The following is a 19,301-nucleotide window of genomic DNA, read 5'->3' as shown; positions in this document are numbered from 1 at the left end:
AGGAGTGGAACATATGAGTGCTGCCAAATCGCCCAATCTGGGTATTGTAATCGCAGGTCTCCTATTAGGAATTCTTATGGCCTCCATGGACAGCACCATCGTTGCAACTGCAATGGGTAATATTGTTGGGGAGCTTGGCGGAATGGACAAATTTGTCTGGGTGACATCAGCCTATCTCGTAGCCGAGATGGCGGGTATGCCCATTTTCGGCAAGCTGTCTGATATGTATGGTCGTAAGAAGTTTTTTATTTTTGGAATTATCGTATTCATGGCGGGTTCGGCTCTCTGTGGAACGGCTGATACAATAACTCAGTTAGCTGCGTACCGGGCTATTCAGGGCATTGGTGGTGGGGCGCTGGTGCCAATCGCTTTTGCCATCATGTTCGATGCTGTTCCGCTGGAGACGCGGGGCAAGCTCGGCGGGGCATTCGGAGCAGTATTTGGATTGTCGAGTATATTTGGTCCATTACTGGGTGCGTATATTACCGATCATATTGCTTGGCAGTGGATATTTTACATTAACTTACCCCTTGGACTGTTGGCTTTTGCGATGGTCGTATTCTTTTATAAAGAATCGCATGAGCATTCTAAACAGCCCATTGACTGGTTGGGCGCGGGTACGCTGCTTGGTTCAGTCATTTGCTTAATGTTTGCGCTGGAGCTAGGCGGGAAAGAGTATGCTTGGAATTCTTCCATGATTTTTGGTTTATTTGCAGCCTTTGCCATCCTTGCAGCAGTGTTTCTTGTTGTAGAGACTAGAGCGAAAGAACCGATTATTTCCTTTGCCTTGTTTAAAAAAAGATTATACGCGGTGAGCATTATCTGTGCACTATTTAGCGGTGCAGCCTTTATTGTGGCTTCTGTGTATATTCCGATCTTTATTCAAGGGGTATTGGGCGGATCAGCTACAAATTCAGGACTTGTATTGCTACCAATGATGGTTGGCTCAGTGGTTACAGCTACGATGGGCGGATTTCTGATGTCAAAAACCAGTTACCGCAGCCTGCTGATTCCTACATTCGCACTTTTGGTGATCGGTACTGGACTTGTAGCGACACTCACGCCGGAAGCTTCACGACTGCTTGTTACTTTATATATGATTTTAATTGGGCTAGGGATTGGTGCTTCATTCTCAGTGCTAAGTACGGCATCCATTCACGGACTGACCGCACAGCAACGTGGCTCTGCCAGCGCAACGCTGAATTTCATTCGTTCACTGGGCATGACCATAGGCATTACCACCTTCGGTATCATTCAAAGTCACTATTTCTCAGGCAGTCTTACCAAGCTACTCTCGGCTAATGGTGGAGGAGCGGCTCCGGCGGGAGTTATGGATTTTAAAGATCCGCATGCTTTGCTCTCACCTGAGACTAGGGCGCTCATTCCACCTGAAATTCTGGGTAAGATTACAGCTGGGTTATCCTCATCCATTGTAAACACCTTTGCTTGGGCGGTAATTCCCGCAGCTTTAGCGTTATTGGCTTCGTTCTATATGGGACGTCAGAAGATGGATGCCTCTGCGGAGGGGGATGTTCAGGCGTCTGGGCATTAGCATGTAGTCTAGATAATATTCGTTTGATTATGTTTCAGTGAAAATAGACATATAAAAAAACGACCACCACTTCGGGTACTTCCTAAGTGGTGGTCGTTTTTTGTCTAAAGTCATATATGCCCTCCATCACTAGTCCCGCAAACAGGTAGAAAATGGTCGATTGTACTGCGAATTTGGTTCACAAGTATCTGACGGTTTCCCTGATAAGGCGTTCTGCTCTCTATCTCGCCAGAAGCTCAGATTCTGATACTCTGAAAACGTAATCAAAATCTGGGTATAGGAGATTCCGATATGGGGGTACCTGCTGGCGAACTGCTTCCCAGCGTCGATCCGGTTCATCGATCCCGCTGGAAGATGAAGAACAAACATAAGTTGTTCTTCATGGCTTTTCCATTTCTTGTTGTCACCTTTATTTTCTATTATCTGCCGATCAGCGGATGGATTTATGCCTTTTATGATTTCATTCCCGGAATACCGTTGTCAGACACGCCTTATGTTGGTTTGAAATGGTTCAAGACGATTGTATCTAATCCGACGCAGACCGCAGAGGTTCTGCGGGTGCTGAAGAACACGCTTGCCATGAGTTCACTCGGATTAATTACATCCATCTTTCCAGTGATCTTTGCCATTATGTTGACTGAGATTAAGTCAGGCTGGTATCGCAAGTTGGTGCAGACATTAACCACGATTCCAAACTTTATCAGCTGGATTCTGGTATATGCATTGGCATTCTCGTTGTTCTCTGTAGATAACGGTGTCATCACTCACATTTTAGTGCAGCTTGGAGTGGTTGATGAAGGGTATAACTTCTTAGCCTCCAGCTCAAATATTTGGGTCACGATGATCGTCTGGTACTGGTGGAAATCGTTAGGCTGGGGTGCTATTCTCTACCTTGCTGCAATCGCAGGCATTGATCAGGAATTGTACGAAGCTGTTGAGGTGGATGGTGCAAGTCGGTTCCGCAAAATTTGGCATATCACCATTCCAGGTCTGATTCCAACCTTTTTTGTACTGCTTCTGCTCTCCATAGGTAATCTAGTCAATAACGGGATGGAGCAGTACTTTGCCTTTCAAAATGCGATGAATAAGGATTCTATTGAAGTGCTGGATCTTTATGTATACAACATCGCTTTCGCGAACAACTTTCCTTTTGCGACGGCCGTCAGCATGTTGAAATCGGTTGTCAGTGTAATCCTACTATTCGCAGCGAACACGTTGTCTAAGATGGTGCGTGACGAATCTATCATTTAAGTCAGGGGTGATCCCACTTGAGAAAGAAAAAACTAACGGCTGGAGAACTTATCTTCCAGATTATGATCTATACACTCTTTGGATTGTTCACCCTGTCATGCATTTACCCATTCTATTATTTGTTCATCAATACGATCAGCTCGAATGATCTTAGTGCAGCGGGGTATATCAAATTTTATCCAAGACAGATCCATTTTGATAACTATAGTAAGGTGCTAAGAATCAGTGGTCTAGGACACGCGGCAACAGTCTCTGTGTATAGAACGGTTGTCGGGACGTTGCTTACTGTGGGGTCTTCAGCTTTTTTAGGATATTTGTTCACCAAAAAGGAAATGTGGGGCCGAAGTATTTGGTACCGGAGTGTCGTGGTTACGATGTATTTTAGCGCAGGTCTGATCCCTTGGTATATTACAATGCACAATTTGCATCTGACCAATAATTATCTGGCTTATATTTTGCCTACGATTATTACCCCATTCAACATCATTTTGGTCAAAACCTTCGTTGAGGCCATTCCTCCATCCCTTGAGGAGTCAGCGTCTATGGATGGTGCTGGTTACATGCGGGTGTTCTGGAGCATTATTGTACCGCTTACTACGCCAATTTTGGCTACGATTACGATTTTTTCCGCAGTGAATCAGTGGAACTCATTTATTGATACGGCGTTTCTGATGACAGATACGAAGTACTTTACGCTCCAATTCTTGTTATGGCGTTATTTGAACGAGTCCAGCTCGCTCGCAGCTTTAATTCGTAATTCACCAGATATGGCCGCTAGTGTAGCGAATATGCAGACTCCAACCTCTGTACGGATGACCGTAACGATGATCGTCGTATTGCCGATTCTAATCGTTTACCCATTCTTCCAGCGCTTTTTCGTCAAAGGGATTATGATCGGTGCGGTTAAGGGCTAATGAGCTACCGGATCGGTAACGAAATGGGGTTTTCCTCTGCTAGGAGCAGAGCTGAACTATAAGTGAAGATACGAAAGGGAGGGTATAAAGCAATGAGACTAAGAAGAGCATCGCTTGTCATGCTATCCGTAATCCTGGTCTTCGTTCTGGCAGCATGTGGTGGGGGGAATAATACGGCTAACTCAGGAAAAAACACGAGCACAGAAAAGCCCACGTCCACTGCAACGAATGCGCCGGCGGAAGAAACAGCAGCACCGGATGACGGAGCACTTGATCATTCCAAGCCGCTGAAGCTGACCGTATTCTCTACAACAGCTAACTATGCGGGTCCACAAACCGGATGGTTTGCCAAAATCATCAAAGATAAGTTCAATATTGAGATGGACATTGTAGCTTCAAACCTTACAGGTGGAGATACCAAAATCTCTGCAATGATGGCTTCCGGAGATCTTGGGGATATCATTATTTTCGGTGATGACAAAAACCATTATCCAAATGCGATCAAAGGAAAGCTTCTCTTAGACTGGACACAAGACGGACTTCTGGACAAATACGGAAAAGACATTGGGAGTACATTCCCAAAAGCGATTGATAAAGCAAAGGTTGCTTTTGGTGGTGGATCATCCGTTTTTGGCATCGGAAACAGCGTAGCTTCTAATCCATCTGGACCTTCTGAAGGGAGAGATATGACTTGGGGGCCAGACCTGCGATGGGATCTTTACCAACAAATCGGAGCACCTGAAATTTCAAAGATTGAAGATTATTTGCCCGTGCTGAAAAAAATGCAAGAGCTTGAGCCCAAAAATGAGCAAGGAAAGAAAACCTATGCCTTCTCGATGTGGTCTGACTGGGACGGCAACTATAAAATGACACTGGCGAAACAGTTCGCCAACATGATGGGCTATGACGAAATTCCTGATACCGCTGTATATGTTAAAGCAGACGAAGAGAAATATTATGACTTCTTATCCGAAGACAGCTGGTATATGAAGTCGCTCAAACTGTATTTTGAAGCTAACAAAATGGGTCTGGTGGATCCAGATTCTATGACACAAAAATTCGACGATGTTGTAGCGAAATACAAGGATGGTCGTCTGTTGTTCTCTTGGTTCCCGTGGCTAGGGGCAGCAAACTACAATACACCGGAAAGAACAGCAGAAGGAAAGGGGTTTGCATTAGTTCCGTTCAAGGATGAGCTGATGTATTCCACTGGCTTCAATGTATACGGTGGTAACGGTATTATAGCAATCGGTGCAAAAGCTAAAGAACCTGCTAGAATTATGGAATTCATTAACTGGATGTATACTCCGGAAGGTGCAATGATCTCTGCAGGAAGCGGAACAGCGGTGCCTAACGGACCTAAAGGTCTAACCTGGGATATGGATGCAAGCGGTAAACCTGTCGTGACTGACTTTGGTTGGAAGGCTTATGCCGATCAACAGAATACACAAGTGCCTGCAGAATATGGTGGTGGTGACTACTACTACGGCTCTAATCAAATGAACTTCTCTTTTGTAGTTCCGGCGATGGTGAATCCAGACAATAAAGAGCCATACGATCACAATCTATGGACGACAACCCTAGAGCGTAATCCGTCTAAGCTTGATAGTGACTGGAGAGCGAAGATGGGCGTTCTGACGCCTAAAGAGTATTTTGAAAAAAATAATCTATTGGCCGTAGCACCACAAGGCTTCACTGGAAAAGAACCATTGATGATGGACAAAACACTGGAGCAAAAGAACAAACAAATTGGTACGGTCATTCAACAAATTTCTTGGAAAATGGTTTTTGCTAAAGATCAAGCCGAATATGACAAATTGAATAAAGAAATGCATGATAAGGTGAATGGTCTCGGCTATGCCGAAGTTATGGATTTCTCGATTAAAAAGGCAGAGGAACTGTTCGAGGCTCGTAAAAGCGTAAAATAAGGTGTGATTAGAAAAATACAAATAGGGCGGGGCGGCGTGGAGGCTGTTCTGCCCTATTCTATTCAATTAAGGATAAATGTGGTATTCTCACATTGATATATATAAATAGAACGCTTACAGGAAGAAGGAAGAGGATCATTCGGATGGTAAGAGTACTTAAGCGTAATCATACCCCAGTTGTCAAATCCTTACGGAATACCTTATTCATCTATCTAGTTATCGGAACACTTCTTCCGCTTCTCTTAGTAGGATTCGTAACCTACACCTCTATTTACTCTATTCTTTCAGGGAAAATTGGCAATGGTATAAGTGCAAGCTTGAAACAGGAAGCCTCTAGCTTGGAGAATGCCATCGACAATATGGATTTTGCCTCTAAACAGTTTGCGCTGGATGGTCAGATTGTGGAAGAAATGTCCTCATTTATTCAGGAAAAGCAAATTTATCGCAAATCGCAAATGATGAACTCCATCAACCAGAAGATCAACCTCGTTAATTTCACGAATCCTTACATTGGACTTACAGCCTACATTATGCCAAGCAGTGATGATCCGGTTCTGTTTACGAATATGAGTGCGCGCAGAAATTTTGATATCAGTACGTTACCTTCTTTTATGCGATATAACGGAGCTGATTATTATGGACCGCATTCTACGATGTATGCCGTCGGCGATAATCTCGTGTTCTCAGAACAGCGCATTGTACGCGTACCAGGTGAACATAAGCTATATATTTATTTAGAGACGAATTACAGCCTGCTTCGCAAAATATTTAATCAGGAATCTTACGGAATGAAAGTAAACCATCTACTTGTGAATCAAGAGGGCACTAGCACTTATGTCATTGATGGTAAATTACCTCAAGGAATTATCAAAGCTGCTGGAAGCAACTCTAATCTATCACATGAAACACTTACCGGATATCATCTGTTTCGATACGCTAGTCCACAGGGATGGAAGCTTATTGCAGTAGTTAAAAAGTCCGAATTCAACAGTGAAATTTATTCTTGGTTCTATAAAATGATCCTGCTCGCGTTCTCGACACTACTCTTTGCCGGAGTTCTGGCTTGGATGATTTGGAAAAAGATTTATGGTCCTTTGCGCAAGGTTAACCTTGAAATTAATCGAATGGCGGAAAATGTTACCTCTCCGGTTGCCTACACGAATGTGGAAGAGTTTGATTTTGTGCTTAGCAACTTCCAGCAGATGAAGAAACAGGTGAATGAGCTGATTGTTGCGGTAGCCCATAATGAGAAGCAGAAAAGCCAATTCGAGATTGAAAAGCTACTTAGCCAGATTAACCCTCACTTTTTGCATAATACATTGAATACGGTGCAGTGGATGGCAAGGCTTAACGGTCAGAAGGAGATCGACAAGCTGGTTACTCTTCTTGTAAAGGTGCTGCATTATAATCTGGGCAAACAAAGCATCATTGTTACCCTTGGAGAGGAAATTGAAGCGATCCGAAATTATATGGAACTGCAGCGCATCCGTTATGACTATGAATTCGAATTTAACGTGGAGGCTGATGAGGATGTATTGTCTGTGGCTGTCCCCAGATTCTTACTTCAACCTCTTGTTGAGAACTCGATTTATCATGGACTAAGCGATAATGGCAGGGTGGACGTCTTGATTACAGAGCATGGTGAAGGAGAAGTTCAGCTGTGTGTAAGAGACAATGGGGCTGGAATGGATGTGGATACGTTAGATCAACTGCTGTCAGAGGATGGCGCCAAGAAACGGGGGCTCGGAATCGGATTCTCGTACGTGAACCGGATGCTCAGAACCTACTATGGAGAACAAATGAAGCTAGAGATGTACAGCAAGCTAGGGGAAGGTACGGTTGTATCTATCGTGATTCCGAGGAAAGGTAAGGAGGACTTCGATGATTAAGGCTGTAGTGGTTGATGACGAGAGACTTGTGCGGAAAGGCTTCATATCTCTAATTGATTGGTCATCCTTAGGGGTTGTGATTGTCGGCGAGGCGGGAGATGGCAAATCGGCCTTGGAGCTACTTCAACAACAGGATGTGGATCTGTTATTTGTAGATTTGACCATGCCCGGCATTTCTGGGTTCGAGCTAATTAAACTAGTAAGGCAGCGTTTCGCAGGTATTCGCTGTGTTGTGCTTACTTGCCACCATGAGTTTGACTATGTGCAGGAGGCCATGCGTTTAGGAGCCGTTGATTATATTGTCAAAACTCTATTGGAGATGGAAAATGCGGACGAGACTATACGTCGCCTGGTCGATCGCATCAAATGGGAGGACAATACAAGGGATGCACTGGTTCATGGTGAAGGTAAAAGGATAGCTGCAGACAAGGCACTGCTCTATTTACCATTAAGCAGCCACTGTAATGAAGAAGAGTTATTTCACCTATCCTTCGTGAAGAATAATCCGCTGATTACCTTTCATGAGATGTGGATGTCGCCCTTGCTTCACCGGTTCTCGGAAGAAGAGGGGAAGCGTGAGCTTAAGAACCAGCTTTCTGGGAGATGGCAGACCGCGCTCATCAGTGGGTTAAGAGATCAGTCACTACAGGAATTGGAGGAGCAGCTAACCACGAAGCTTCGGCATATGCTATTTTATCATTCTAGTGCTGAAGAACTGACCTGTCTGAATTATGAGGAACTAAAGAAGGAAATAGCGGTTCCCCATTTAAAACCGGATGAAGCTGATCTATTCGTGCAAGCTCAAAATCTCAAGTGGACGATTGATGGAAACGAATGGGAGAATTTTGTAACGAACATACTCATGCAGAAGCCAAGGCAGGATAGATTTCTAACGTTCGCCCATTCCCTTTTGCAAAGCTGGAGTTCTTTACTTTTGAAGTCAGAGGATGCTGTTCAACTGGAACGGGATATTTCGTTTAATTTGAACTGGTGTCATTGGAAGACCTGGCTACGCCGATTTTCTGATCATGTGGGAAGGAGAATGCTCGAGCTAGGATTGACTAAAGAGGTGATGTCTTGCCTTATTCGCGCAGTTCGTTACATGCAGAGCCATGCAGGTGACAAAATCAATCAGAGCGACGTAGCGGCGGAAATTAATATGAGCCGTGGTTATTTCAGTCAATGTTTCGCTCGTTTTGCCGGGGAGACATTCGGTGAATGTTTACGGGGAATGCGGCTTGAGTTGGCTAAATCATTATTGCGGGAGACTTCATTACCCGTCTGTGAGATTGCTTCAAGGTCTGGCTTTGAAGATGACCGTTACTTCAGTAGACTGTTCAAAGAACGTATTGGTCAACTCCCGAGTGAATATCGTGCGGAGGGGAAGGACCGATGATGAGATTGTGTAGATCTATCCTCTTACTTGTAATGATGATCGGACTTACATCATGCCGTGACCAGAACAAAACAGTAGATTCTACTCGAAGTCCTCAGGGTGAGGTCGAAGATGCTTCTATAGCGTATAGCAAATACGAAGATCCGATCGTGATTCGTGTAGGATTTAAGGTTCCCGATTCCAGGCTAAATACAGGTGACAGCAACGACAACAATCCTATCACCCGTTATTTGGAGAGCATTACGAATATCAAGGTAGTTCACTCTTGGGAAGCGAAGGGTGAAGATGCTTTTAATCAAAAAGCACAGCTTGCGATCGATAGCAATGATTTGCCGGATGCGATGGTTGTTGATCGAGATCAATTGAAGAAACTCATTGATAATGACATGATAGAGGATCTTACAGAGACCTACAATGTATATGGCTCTGATTTAATTAAGGATATGTACAATTCTACTCAGGGTGAGGCATTATCCGATGCTTCTCGATACGGCAAATTATACGGATTGCCTAATGTAGCCATTGATGCGGATTCGCCTGTTCTGCTCTGGGTGCGTCAGGATTGGCTGGATAAACTGGAGCTGCAGGCACCGCAAACCTTCGAAGATATTGAGAACATAGCGAAGGCTTTTATTGAGAAGGACCCCGATGGCAATGGCAAAAGAGATACGGTCGGACTTAGCGGCTACAAGAATATCATCTATGGGACAAAGCCATTAGTAAATGGTCTGGATGCTGTGTTTAGTGCATTGCATGCTTTTCCCACCAATTGGATCAAGGATAACGCTGGGAATATTGTATATGGATCCATTACACCTGAGACCAAACAAGCGCTTGCCAAACTGGCTGATTGGTATAAAAGAGGGCTCTTGGACCCTAATTTTGCACTTTATAAAGAAACGCAAGAGCCTATTATTACAGGGAAATCAGGCATGTTCTTTGGCCCGTGGTGGATGCCATATTATCCTTTGTCAGAGGCGGTTGCTCTCGATACGAAGGCAGAATGGAGAGCGTATGCTGCTCCACTTGATGAGTCTGGTAAGTTTGTTGCTCATTTGGCTCCGGTAACAGACCGTTACCTTGTTGTGCGTAAAGGTTTCGAGCATCCAGAGGCGATTATGAAGCAATTGAACGTGTTTACAAGACTTGAGAGAAGACAAGACCCTAATTCGGAGGAAGTTAAGAAGCTGGATGATTTCTCTGCGCAAACAGGAATTCAGCTGCGTGCTTATTATCCGTTTGACCTTTTAATTGATTATTCGGATGCGATAGAGAAACATTATGCAGATATCCAGCAAGCTTTGCATGGCAAAATAGACCCGGATACATTAAATCCAGATACCCGTCTCATTTATGATCAATGGGTGGAGGACACTGAACAACCAAAGAAAGATCTGGAAGGCTGGAAAGCAGCGAATGCATATAAATATGGAGTTGCCGTCTTAACCTCAACTGCAATTGAGGGAGTGCGGGGAGTATTTTACGGAAACACCCAACTAATGAAGAGTAAGTGGACGGAGCTTCAAAATCTGGAGAGCGAGACATTTTTGAATATCATTGTGGGCGATTCACCGCTTAGTGACTTTGATGTTTTTGTAGCGAAATGGAAGAGCATCGGCGGGGAGGCGATTACGAAAGAAGTTGCTGAAACTGTAAAGGTGAAGTGAGCACGGGATGATATAGATTTTTTCGCTAAAAGTAGCGGAGTGAATGGACTGATTGTGGAAAAGTGGAGTGTCCTCACCAAGGAAACTGGAGCACTGATCGATAATTAGGGAATTCCTCCCTGTAATTCTGAGATTTCTGCTCATCTGACTAATAATTAGGGAAATTCTCCCTATAATTTCGCTGATTTGTTGGCAAATACCGATATTACTCTGATTTTTAGGGAGCTTTTCCCTAATAATTCTCAAAAAAAGAAGCTGTCCCTTAAGTAGCCTTTACTACTTTTGAGACAGTTTCTTTTTTTGTCCTATTCTTCGTCAGTGCTGATTTTTTGAAGTAAGTAGCGAAGCTGCTCTACTTCCTCGCTGGTTAATTTACCAACTAGGCTCTTGTTATAATCATCTAAAATAGACTGAAGAATTGGCGAAAAATCGATTGCTTTAGGCGTTGGATATAGTAGTTGAGAGCGTCGATCATTAGGATCTGGTTTACGTTCAATATAACCCGAATTCTCTAATTGCTTCACGGAGCGTGCGGTGGTAGCTTTATCGAATTTTAGTTCAGAAGTTAGTTGATCTTGTGTAATCCCTGGTCTGGAAGTAATCAGTTTTAGAAAACTATGTTGCCCACCACTACCTATTCCATAGGGCATGAATTTTTTTACCAATTGCTTTTGATTTTGACGATGAAAATAGGAAATCAACTTTCCTATAGGCTCTTTTTCCAAGATATAGACACCTCTTTGGGTTTATAGTTCGCGTATTTGCTACTCTGAGACAAAGTGTACAATAAAGTCGTTGCGTGCGCAACTAAATTGATGTACACTGGGTAAGCAAGTTTTGTTGCGTACGCAACTAAACGTTGATTATATATTCAATGAGGTGTTAGTTTATGAGTTCTATTAGCGCAACCTATCAGGAAGACAAAGAAATTCAGAAGAAACGCTGGATGATTTTAATTGTTCTGAATATTTTCACCTTCATGTCCACACTTGATGGTAGTATTGTCAACATCGCTCTGCCAGAGTTATCGAAACAATTGAAGCTGCCTATGGCACAAATCGAATGGGTAACCACAGGATATTTGATGGCGATTTGTGCTGCGATTCTTTTCTTCGGGAAGCTTGGAGATATTGTCGGTAAGATTCGAATCTTTAAGATTGGTACGATAGTTTTTGTTATTGGTTCTATGCTGTGTGGATTTAGTTTAAGTTTACCTGCATTACTTGCTTCACGTGTCATTCAGGCTATCGGAGCTTCGATGACAATGGCGAACAGCCAGGGAATCGTTACGGATATCTTTCCTGCCAATGAGCGGGGGAAAGCGCTTGGTTTCATAGGTACATTCGTGTCTCTGGGAAGCATAGCTGGCCCTAGCTTAGGTGGAATTATGGTTTCAACATTAGGCTGGGAGTATATCTTTTGGGTGAACATTCCTATTGGAGTGATCGCTATCCTGTTAGGCTGGAAGGTACTGCCTAAGGATTTAACAAGGACGAAATCTACAATAGACGTTCCAGGTAGTTTACTCTTCGCTATTTTTATCATAAGTTTGTTCGCAGGGCTATTATTGGGACAGCAGCTCGGTTATGGCGATAGCTTAATTGTGACGTCTTTAATCGTAGCTATAGCCAGCTTCATTGCTTTCTTATGGACGGAGCTTCGCCGGAAAGAACCGCTACTACAATTATCATTATTTAAGAATCCGTTGTTTTCATTAAGTATTTTATGTGGGTTTCTCGTGTTTACAGCGAACTTCTGCTTTAATATCATCGCGCCGTTTTATGCACAGAATATGCTGAATCTATCGCCCTTTGAAGCGGGATTCCTGTTGATGCTGTTACCGATATGTATGGTAGTCGTAGCACCAATAAGCGGTGCTTTATCGGATAAAATCGGGTCTGAATTCCTAACTTTTGCAGGGCTGGTAGTCATGGTTATTGCTCAGTTTGGATTAGCTGAGCTTCATGAAGGAAGCTCTGTTGTGCTGGTAGGCGTGTGGATCGCTATGTTAGGAATAGGAAGTGGTCTGTTTCAGTCGCCAAATAATTCACTTGTGATGTCTAAGGTGCCTAGAACTCAGCTTGGTTCTGCGGGCAGCGTCAACTCGCTTGTTCGTAATGTGGGGATGGTCGTTGGTATTACGATAGCTACGACGATTCTCTTTCATGTGATGAGCAGTGAAGCTGGTTATCGGGTAACAGGTCTAGTTCCAGGTCGACCAGAGTTATTTATCAGTGGGATGCATGTAGTGTTCATGACTTCGGCATCCATATGCTTTGTGGCTGCACTGCTAACGGGTTGGAGAATGATTAGTGCAAGAAGCGCCAGAGTGCAGACTTCGGAAAGACCATAAGGAATAAAAGAAAAAGATCCTTCTGACGCTACGGCGTGGAAGGATCTTCTTTGTGATGATATTGAAGTGCTTTCTTAATGGCTTGCAAGTATTGATACCGATAATGATCATCCGGTTCTAAATAGGCACCCTCAGCCCACTCGTTCCAAGCGTTAATATAAATAAAATCACTTTTGAACATCTTCTTGGTCCTCTCAATTTGTCGTGACAGGTATTGACCGAATTTGTGAGGATTTGCACCTAAAGTACTTTGTCCGGCAGCACCTTTGCGTGGTGTATTATCCCAGTTAACAAATGCTCCTGGATATATAATTTCCCCATCCCTATGAGGTGTCCGTTCTAACATAGATTCCCATAATTCATCGTAATCAATGACAATATGCTTTTGATCCTCCACCTGCTTGGAACTCCATAAGTGCTTTACACCACCATGTGCGAATGTGTAGTGAGGCTCGAATTCTAGACTGGCGTCGAACCCGTGCTCTGTCTTTAGGGGGAATCCGCCCAGTGTCCGGACAAGATGAAGGCCCTGAAGTCCGTTTTGCTGAGCCAAATCACGCCAACATTGAAGCATCTCATCACACCGAGGGATGCTGGAGGATCTATAGATAATGAATACTGGTTTGCCGTCTACGCAAATATATCGTTCATCTTTGAAGGCCTCCAACAAAGCATAAAAATGCATTCGCCAATCCCGTTCTTCTCCATATTCTTGTGGCATCAAGACATCTTCTTCAGTGCCATCCCAGCTACGTGTCCAAGGTTCGTTAGCCCAAGACAGACAAAAGGGGAAGTCAGGCTCTTTGCTGGCAAGAATTTGCTGAACCGGTTGTTCCAGAAGTCGCCTGCCATTGAACCAATAGTGATAATAACAAAAACCGTAAATGCCATGAGCTTTTGCAGTTTCTGCCTGCCATTGTTTCACATTAGAGTCCGTTAAATCGTAGTAGTTATTATTTAACGGTTTTTTCGGTTGATCATGTCCAGGATAAAGGGCTGTAGCCTTCCTGACATTTGTCCATTCTGTAAATCCCTCTCCCCACCAGGAATCGTTCTCTGCTATCTGATGAAACTGAGGCAATACAAAAGCGATGCATTTCAAGTCAAGTCACCCCCTATGGTTCCGTGAATATTTTTTTGAGAAGTAGCTTTCCCTGCTGAAGATAAGAATGATTGTACTTCACTTCCTTTAGAGCAAGAGAGGCCGAACTTCTCCTTGCATCACTATGAGCAATATAGTACTTGAAGCTCTCAGAGAGCTCTTTAAAGTTCTGGAAACGAATAAGACCTTCTTCTGTGATGGGGTAACTTTGAAGATGCGGATGATCTTCCACGAACTGAAATACGCCGCAAGCAGCGACCTCCATAATTTGCTGCACAGATCCTGTGCAATTGATGATGATCCTTGCTCCATTATAATAGTTAGATATTTCTGCTTTATCGTAGGTGATGTCTATGAAATTTTTGGTGGGCTCCCACCCGCTACCAATGGTCATTATTTTGAGACCATGAAGTAGTTCCGAATGAGCTAGGGTGTCAAGAACACTATTCATTTGAAAATGGCCGAGAATGAGTACGTCACTGTGGTAACGGTTCTCGACACGTCTTGGATAATAGAGTTCTGTATCTGGAGCATAAGGGAGGTAGCACGAATGTTTCTCACGTAAACCTTGATAATAGATTAGATTAGCTATGTTCTGTGTGAAAATATAATCGAATAACAGCGCTAGATTACGTTCTGTTCGGGTAAGGCAGGTCGCGTCTGCCATCCATACGGCCTTAGGAGCGTTATAAGCTTTGAGGGCAGGAATATTCTCCTCAGGGAACAGGGATTCTGATCCCAAGGCTAGTATCATATCAGGCTGATAATGTGCTAAATATTCTTCTAGATTATGATGTAACTTAATGGCAAGCACTTCTTTGACCAGATGCCTTAGCTGATCTTTAAAAAGTCGTACATTAGGCATTTTATCACTTATCTCTGAGGGGACCAGAAGCAATACTCTTAATTGCTTTAGTTCCCGTGTTATGGTTTCCGCTCTATAAGAGTTCTCGAGAATGAGATTATGGTGTTGCGATTGATGAACTTGGCTGATGGAGACTTCGTGAGTTGAGGTCCTTTGAGGAGTGAGCCTAGTAGCTGTCTTCTTCATAATTCCTCCTGTATTCATTGGAGCCAGTCGTTCGCTCTAGCACCTAGTCTTGCTAATCATTATATGTGTAGGGGGTTCATTTGACTTTAGGTATAAGACCATTAATCTGAATCTTGAAGGAAAAAGCGGATTTAGTAAAAGATGTATATCTATCTATGACCGGATTGTCTTGTCTAACATAAGATATACTATAAAACCTGAAAGGGATGATCGTCTTGCCAACCTTCGATAATATTCTTGTTACAGGAAGTCAGACCATTCAAAATGATCTGCATGTAAACGGGAATGAGACTATCGATTCAAACTTGCAATTAAATGGTAGTCAGACCATTATGGGAAGCCTTCAGGTGAACGGCAGTCAGTCCCTGCTCGGTCATTTGGGGGTTACCGGTGAAATTAGCGGTGCAGGCACCATCAAAACTGCGACCCGTTTGATCGCGGTGAATCAGGCTTTGTCACCAGTTTCAGCACCTACGAGCCTTCAACAAGTCAGATATTTCGCTGTGGGAGTTGCAAGTCAGACAGGACTCGTGCTGAAGGGCACGGATGGAAATGACTATGTATTATTTATCGATTTGACCGGGGGAACACCTAATATTGGGATCCAGCGGGCTTAAATCTATAACATTAACATCTTCAAGCTCTGAACAATAAAAAACAGCAAGTCGCCTAGGTACGAATAGGGACTTGCTGTTTGAGGTTTCTATTAGTTCTTAAAGCTGTGAATTGGAGCAGGAATTCGTCCGCCTCGGTTGATAAAGTTGGCACAATTGAAGCCGTTAACAGCCATGACAGGCGCATATCCAAGTAGGCCGCCAAATTCAACGATTTCGCCTACATCCTTGCCAATGACAGGAATGACGCGAACAGCGGTTGTTTTGTTGTTGACCATTCCGATAGCAGCTTCATCGGCGATGATGCCAGAGATCGTCTCTTTGGTGGTACTTCCCGGAATAGCAATCATGTCCAGTCCAACAGAACATACACAGGTCATGGCTTCTAGCTTCTCAAGCGTAAGAGCACCACGCTGTACGGCTTGAATCATTCCGTGATCTTCACTAACTGGGATAAAGGCTCCACTGAGTCCGCCAACATAGGAGGAGGCCATCACGCCACCTTTTTTAACATTGTCATTTAGAATCGCCAGAGCGGCTGTTGTTCCTGGTGCACCAGCTTCTTCCAGACCCATGACTTGAAAGATCTCCGCAATGGAATCCCCAATTTCTGGTGTTGGAGCCAGAGATAAATCGATAATCCCAAAAGGCACGTTCATCCGTTTCGATGCTTCCTGCGCAACTAGTTGTCCCACACGCGTAACTTTAAACGCAGTCCGTTTGATCGTTTCACACAGGGTTTCGAAGTCCTGCCCCTTCACTTCCTCTAATGCACGCTTGATTACACCTGGGCCACTGACGCCAACGTTGATGACACATTCCCGTTCACCGACCCCATGAAAGGCTCCAGCCATAAAAGGATTGTCCTCGACAGCATTACAGAAGACAACCAGCTTAGCACAGCCGATGGAATCCCGATCCTTGGTGCGTTCCGCAGTTTGAATAATGATATCACCCATTAATTTCACAGCATCCATATTGATTCCACTTCTGGAGGAGCCGACGTTGACGGACGAACAGACTCTTTCAGTGACTGCGAGTGCTTCTGGGATACTGTCGATTAGAATACGATCACCTTTGGTGCACCCTTTTTGCACAAGCGCAGAGAAGCCGCCAATAAAGTTAACGCCGACTTCTTTGGCAGCCTTGTCCAAAATTTCCGCTACAGGCACATACGTATCCGTCTTCACGGCGCCAGCAGCAATAGCAATAGGAGTCACAGAAATTCGTTTATTAACAATGGGTACACCGAATTGTCTTTCCAGATCTTCACCTGTTTTGACGAGCTTCTCGGCGGATCTAGTGATTTTGTCGTATACGTTTTGGTTAAAAGTTCTCATATCTGTATGTGCACAATCCATGAGGCTGATCCCCATCGTTATAGTACGTACATCCAGATTCATTTCACGGATCATCTTATTCGTTTCTTGTACTTCCACCAGTGATATCATGGTCATCCTCCTAAATGCGGTGCATAATATTAAAAATATCCTCATGCTGAAGCTTGATTTCCACGCCGATCGCTTCTCCGATCAAATGTAAATCCTCAACAATATCCTCAAATGCTTTAGTCGCGCCAGAAATGTCTACAATCATCATCATGTTAAAATAATCTTGTACAATCGTCTGAGAAATATCCAGAATGTTCAAATTGTGCTCGGCAAGATATGTACATACCTTGGCAATAATCCCTACTTTGTCTTTTCCTAATACAGTAATAATCCCCTTCATAAATACAGCCTCCCTTTGTATATGGTGATTACGCCGTGTAAACGGAATGAACCATTCCAATCATTATTACAAATGCTGAAGCAAGCTTCAACCAAAGGTTTTTTGTCTGTTTGATCATTTTTATATAAAGTCCTATGAATTTAAAGAAAATTCGATTGACAGTATATGAAAAATATGATGAAGTGAGAGATTGATACGATACTCTGAAGGAGTAAATATGACTACACAAAAATATAAAAATATGGTTGAAGAGCGGACCAAACAAACCCTCCAGGAATGGTCGGAACTGTCGGAAGTTAACGAGAAGGACATTTATCGTTTTTTGCATAATTTGAAAGGTACGGCAGGAACAGTGGGGTTACAAGAAGTTGAACAGTTTGCCGATGCAACGTTGCCCTATTTCATGGAAAGTAGCCTTAAGAGCTGGTCTATTGAAGAGTGGGGCGATTATTTGTATCCGCTTATTCCACTGTTTAACCAAGATTCATCGGTTTCTCTAGGTTCAGTTAAGACGTTAGACAAAAAAGGAAATGATGATGCGCTCCCACATAATGATATTTTGCTTATTGATGATGATGTAGAATTAGTGGCTTATTTAAAAGAATCATTGGAGAAGCAGAACTATTATGTAAGCATAGCCTTGTCCGCTGAACGAGGTCTCAAGATTTTTTACGAAACCAAACCGGATCTAATTCTTCTGGATGTTCTTTTGCCTGATATCAGCGGAATTGAGGTCTTGAATCAAATTATCGGCAAAGCCAAAAAAGAACGTATTCCAATCATCATTATAAGTGGGGAGTACTCTAAAGCGACTCAACTGCATGCGTATAGGCTGGGTGTGATGGATTTTTTATCGAAGCCTGTAGATATTGATTTATTTCTGGCTTTGATTAAAAACCGCTTTGAGTTAAAGCGGGAGTGGCAGGAATCCATCATTGTGGATGAATTGACGGGGGCGTTTAATCGAAAACACTTTAATCAAGTGATGAAGCAGCTGATTTGCGATTTTAAGCGCACGGAACGGGTGTTTTCTTTAGCACTGATTGATCTGGACTATTTCAAAAAGATTAATGATACATATGGTCATCTAATCGGAGATGAGGTATTACAGTCCTTGTCTGAGCTTGTAAAGGGTTCGATTCGTATGGAAGATACCTTTTGCCGCTTCGGTGGAGAAGAGTTTGCTGTGTTCCTGCCAAATACGGATGCAAGTTCTGCATTGACAGTAATAAACCGTATTCAGGAGCAATTTGCTGCCACCGACTTTTTTGCAAAGAATGAAGTCTTTCATGTGACCTTCTCGAGTGGGATATCAGAGGTAACAGAAGCTGAGAATATTGCCGATAAAATTGTAGAAGAAGCAGACCAAGCTCTCTATGCCAGCAAAGATGCCGGAAGGAATCAGACTACACTCTACACGGACCATTTATCGTCGACTAAAAAGCATTCGGTTCTAAATGTAATTGTTGTGGATGATGATGCGTTGATTCGAAAAATAGTGACTCATCAGATTGATACTTGGGAGCCGGAGGATATTGCTGAGGTGAATATCAGCAGTTATGCGAATGGGCTGGATTTCTTGCAATCGGATTGGTATTCCATAGATGAGAAATATATTATTCTACTGGATGGTGTGATGCCGGATCTTGATGGCGTTGAAGTCCTGGAAAGAATTCGCAAGACGTATCCGGAAGTGAATATATTAGTGATTATGCTGACAGGGAGAAATAATCAGGCGGATATTGTACATGCCCTGCAGATGGGTGCCGATGATTATGTAGTAAAACCTGTCCATATGCCTGAGCTGTTGTCCCGAATGGAACGGTTGGCTCATAGATTTTTGTTCTAACACG

15 protein-coding genes are annotated in these 19,301 nt (G+C 43.4%); 10 read left to right on the top strand and 5 right to left on the bottom strand.

Going from position 1 to position 19,301, the window contains the following annotated elements; all coding sequences use genetic code 11:
- Nucleotides 1-13: 13 nt before the first annotated feature.
- The 7 genes from MKY19_RS20480 (at nt 14) to MKY19_RS20450 (ending at nt 10,597) form a co-directional block, all read left to right on the top strand.
- Nucleotides 14-1,552 carry an MDR family MFS transporter gene (locus tag MKY19_RS20480; protein WP_339804414.1) on the top strand — a complete coding sequence of 513 codons (1,539 nt, stop codon included), beginning with the start codon at nt 14-16 and terminating at the stop codon, nt 1,550-1,552.
- Between the two features lie 291 nt (nt 1,553-1,843).
- Nucleotides 1,844-2,803, top strand: coding sequence for an ABC transporter permease subunit (locus MKY19_RS20475; RefSeq protein WP_042190003.1), 960 nt, complete (start codon nt 1,844-1,846; stop codon nt 2,801-2,803).
- Between the two features lie 17 nt (nt 2,804-2,820).
- Nucleotides 2,821-3,717, top strand: coding sequence for a carbohydrate ABC transporter permease (locus MKY19_RS20470; RefSeq protein ID WP_339242594.1), 897 nt, complete (start codon nt 2,821-2,823; stop codon nt 3,715-3,717).
- A gap of 92 nt (nt 3,718-3,809) precedes the next feature.
- Nucleotides 3,810-5,645: an ABC transporter substrate-binding protein gene (locus MKY19_RS20465; RefSeq protein WP_339797316.1), complete on the top strand. Its 1,836-nt coding sequence runs from the start codon at nt 3,810-3,812 to the stop codon at nt 5,643-5,645.
- A gap of 143 nt (nt 5,646-5,788) precedes the next feature.
- The gene (locus MKY19_RS20460; protein ID WP_339797314.1) at nt 5,789-7,534 is read left to right on the top strand and encodes a histidine kinase; all 1,746 of its coding nucleotides are present in this window, start codon (nt 5,789-5,791) and stop codon (nt 7,532-7,534) included.
- On the top strand, nt 7,527-8,930 hold the full coding sequence (locus MKY19_RS20455) for a response regulator (RefSeq protein WP_339797311.1): 1,404 nt from the start codon (nt 7,527-7,529) through the stop codon (nt 8,928-8,930). The genes MKY19_RS20460 and MKY19_RS20455 overlap by 8 nt, the downstream gene beginning before the upstream one ends.
- Nucleotides 8,927-10,597 carry an extracellular solute-binding protein gene (locus MKY19_RS20450; protein ID WP_339797308.1) on the top strand — a complete coding sequence of 557 codons (1,671 nt, stop codon included), beginning with the start codon at nt 8,927-8,929 and terminating at the stop codon, nt 10,595-10,597. The genes MKY19_RS20455 and MKY19_RS20450 overlap by 4 nt, the downstream gene beginning before the upstream one ends.
- 305 nt (nt 10,598-10,902) lie before the next feature.
- On the opposite strand, the gene MKY19_RS20445 is transcribed toward MKY19_RS20450, so the two are convergent.
- The gene (locus MKY19_RS20445; protein WP_076284623.1) at nt 10,903-11,322 is read right to left on the bottom strand and encodes a MarR family winged helix-turn-helix transcriptional regulator; all 420 of its coding nucleotides are present in this window, start codon (nt 11,320-11,322) and stop codon (nt 10,903-10,905) included.
- 164 nt (nt 11,323-11,486) lie between these two features.
- On the opposite strand from MKY19_RS20445, the gene MKY19_RS20440 reads away from it, so the two are divergent.
- A complete protein-coding gene (locus MKY19_RS20440; RefSeq protein WP_339266085.1) occupies nt 11,487-12,950 on the top strand; it encodes an MFS transporter in 1,464 nt (487 codons plus the stop codon).
- Between the two features lie 28 nt (nt 12,951-12,978).
- On the opposite strand, the gene MKY19_RS20435 is transcribed toward MKY19_RS20440, so the two are convergent.
- Together MKY19_RS20435 and MKY19_RS20430 are read right to left on the bottom strand one after the other, a co-directional pair.
- Nucleotides 12,979-14,052, bottom strand: coding sequence for a glycoside hydrolase family 99-like domain-containing protein (locus tag MKY19_RS20435; RefSeq protein WP_339797303.1), 1,074 nt, complete (start codon nt 14,050-14,052; stop codon nt 12,979-12,981).
- A gap of 13 nt (nt 14,053-14,065) precedes the next feature.
- Nucleotides 14,066-15,103: a glycosyltransferase gene (locus tag MKY19_RS20430; protein ID WP_339797300.1), complete on the bottom strand. Its 1,038-nt coding sequence runs from the start codon at nt 15,101-15,103 to the stop codon at nt 14,066-14,068.
- A 206-nt stretch (nt 15,104-15,309) separates the two neighbouring features.
- On the opposite strand from MKY19_RS20430, the gene MKY19_RS20425 reads away from it, so the two are divergent.
- The gene (locus MKY19_RS20425) at nt 15,310-15,720 is read left to right on the top strand and encodes a hypothetical protein (protein WP_256721644.1); all 411 of its coding nucleotides are present in this window, start codon (nt 15,310-15,312) and stop codon (nt 15,718-15,720) included.
- A gap of 89 nt (nt 15,721-15,809) precedes the next feature.
- Here MKY19_RS20425 and MKY19_RS20420 read toward each other — a convergent pair whose 3' ends face one another.
- The gene (locus MKY19_RS20420) at nt 15,810-17,165 is read right to left on the bottom strand and encodes a PFL family protein (RefSeq protein WP_256716384.1); all 1,356 of its coding nucleotides are present in this window, start codon (nt 17,163-17,165) and stop codon (nt 15,810-15,812) included.
- A gap of 13 nt (nt 17,166-17,178) precedes the next feature.
- Nucleotides 17,179-17,448 carry an ACT domain-containing protein gene (locus MKY19_RS20415; RefSeq protein WP_042189980.1) on the bottom strand — a complete coding sequence of 90 codons (270 nt, stop codon included), beginning with the start codon at nt 17,446-17,448 and terminating at the stop codon, nt 17,179-17,181.
- A gap of 217 nt (nt 17,449-17,665) precedes the next feature.
- Here MKY19_RS20415 and MKY19_RS20410 point away from each other — a divergent pair, with 217 nt between their 5' ends.
- Entirely contained in the window at nt 17,666-19,297 is a 1,632-nt protein-coding gene (locus tag MKY19_RS20410; protein ID WP_339797295.1) for a diguanylate cyclase, read from the top strand.
- Nucleotides 19,298-19,301 lie beyond the last annotated feature (4 nt).

This window comes from Paenibacillus sp. FSL R5-0744, from assembly GCF_037972555.1.
In the GTDB taxonomy this organism is placed as follows: domain Bacteria; phylum Bacillota; class Bacilli; order Paenibacillales; family Paenibacillaceae; genus Paenibacillus_AQ.
The sequence above is the reverse complement of the archived record's forward strand: the minus strand, read 5'-3'. Positions and strand labels throughout refer to the sequence as shown.

Excerpts from the sequence above, each read along its gene's own strand:
- MKY19_RS20480 (WP_339804414.1), top strand. The coding sequence starts at position 14 with ATGAGTGCTGCCAAATCGCCCAATCTGGGTATTGTAATCGCAGGTCTC.
- MKY19_RS20475 (WP_042190003.1), top strand. The coding sequence starts at position 1,844 with ATGGGGGTACCTGCTGGCGAACTGCTTCCCAGCGTCGATCCGGTTCAT.
- MKY19_RS20465 (WP_339797316.1), top strand. The coding sequence starts at position 3,810 with ATGAGACTAAGAAGAGCATCGCTTGTCATGCTATCCGTAATCCTGGTC.
- MKY19_RS20460 (WP_339797314.1), top strand. The coding sequence starts at position 5,789 with ATGGTAAGAGTACTTAAGCGTAATCATACCCCAGTTGTCAAATCCTTA.
- MKY19_RS20455 (WP_339797311.1), top strand. The coding sequence starts at position 7,527 with ATGATTAAGGCTGTAGTGGTTGATGACGAGAGACTTGTGCGGAAAGGC.
- MKY19_RS20450 (WP_339797308.1), top strand. The coding sequence starts at position 8,927 with ATGATGAGATTGTGTAGATCTATCCTCTTACTTGTAATGATGATCGGA.
- MKY19_RS20440 (WP_339266085.1), top strand. The coding sequence starts at position 11,487 with ATGAGTTCTATTAGCGCAACCTATCAGGAAGACAAAGAAATTCAGAAG.
- MKY19_RS20430 (WP_339797300.1), bottom strand. The coding sequence starts at position 15,103 with ATGAAGAAGACAGCTACTAGGCTCACTCCTCAAAGGACCTCAACTCAC.
- MKY19_RS20425 (WP_256721644.1), top strand. The coding sequence starts at position 15,310 with ATGATCGTCTTGCCAACCTTCGATAATATTCTTGTTACAGGAAGTCAG.
- MKY19_RS20415 (WP_042189980.1), bottom strand. The coding sequence starts at position 17,448 with ATGAAGGGGATTATTACTGTATTAGGAAAAGACAAAGTAGGGATTATT.
- MKY19_RS20410 (WP_339797295.1), top strand. The coding sequence starts at position 17,666 with ATGACTACACAAAAATATAAAAATATGGTTGAAGAGCGGACCAAACAA.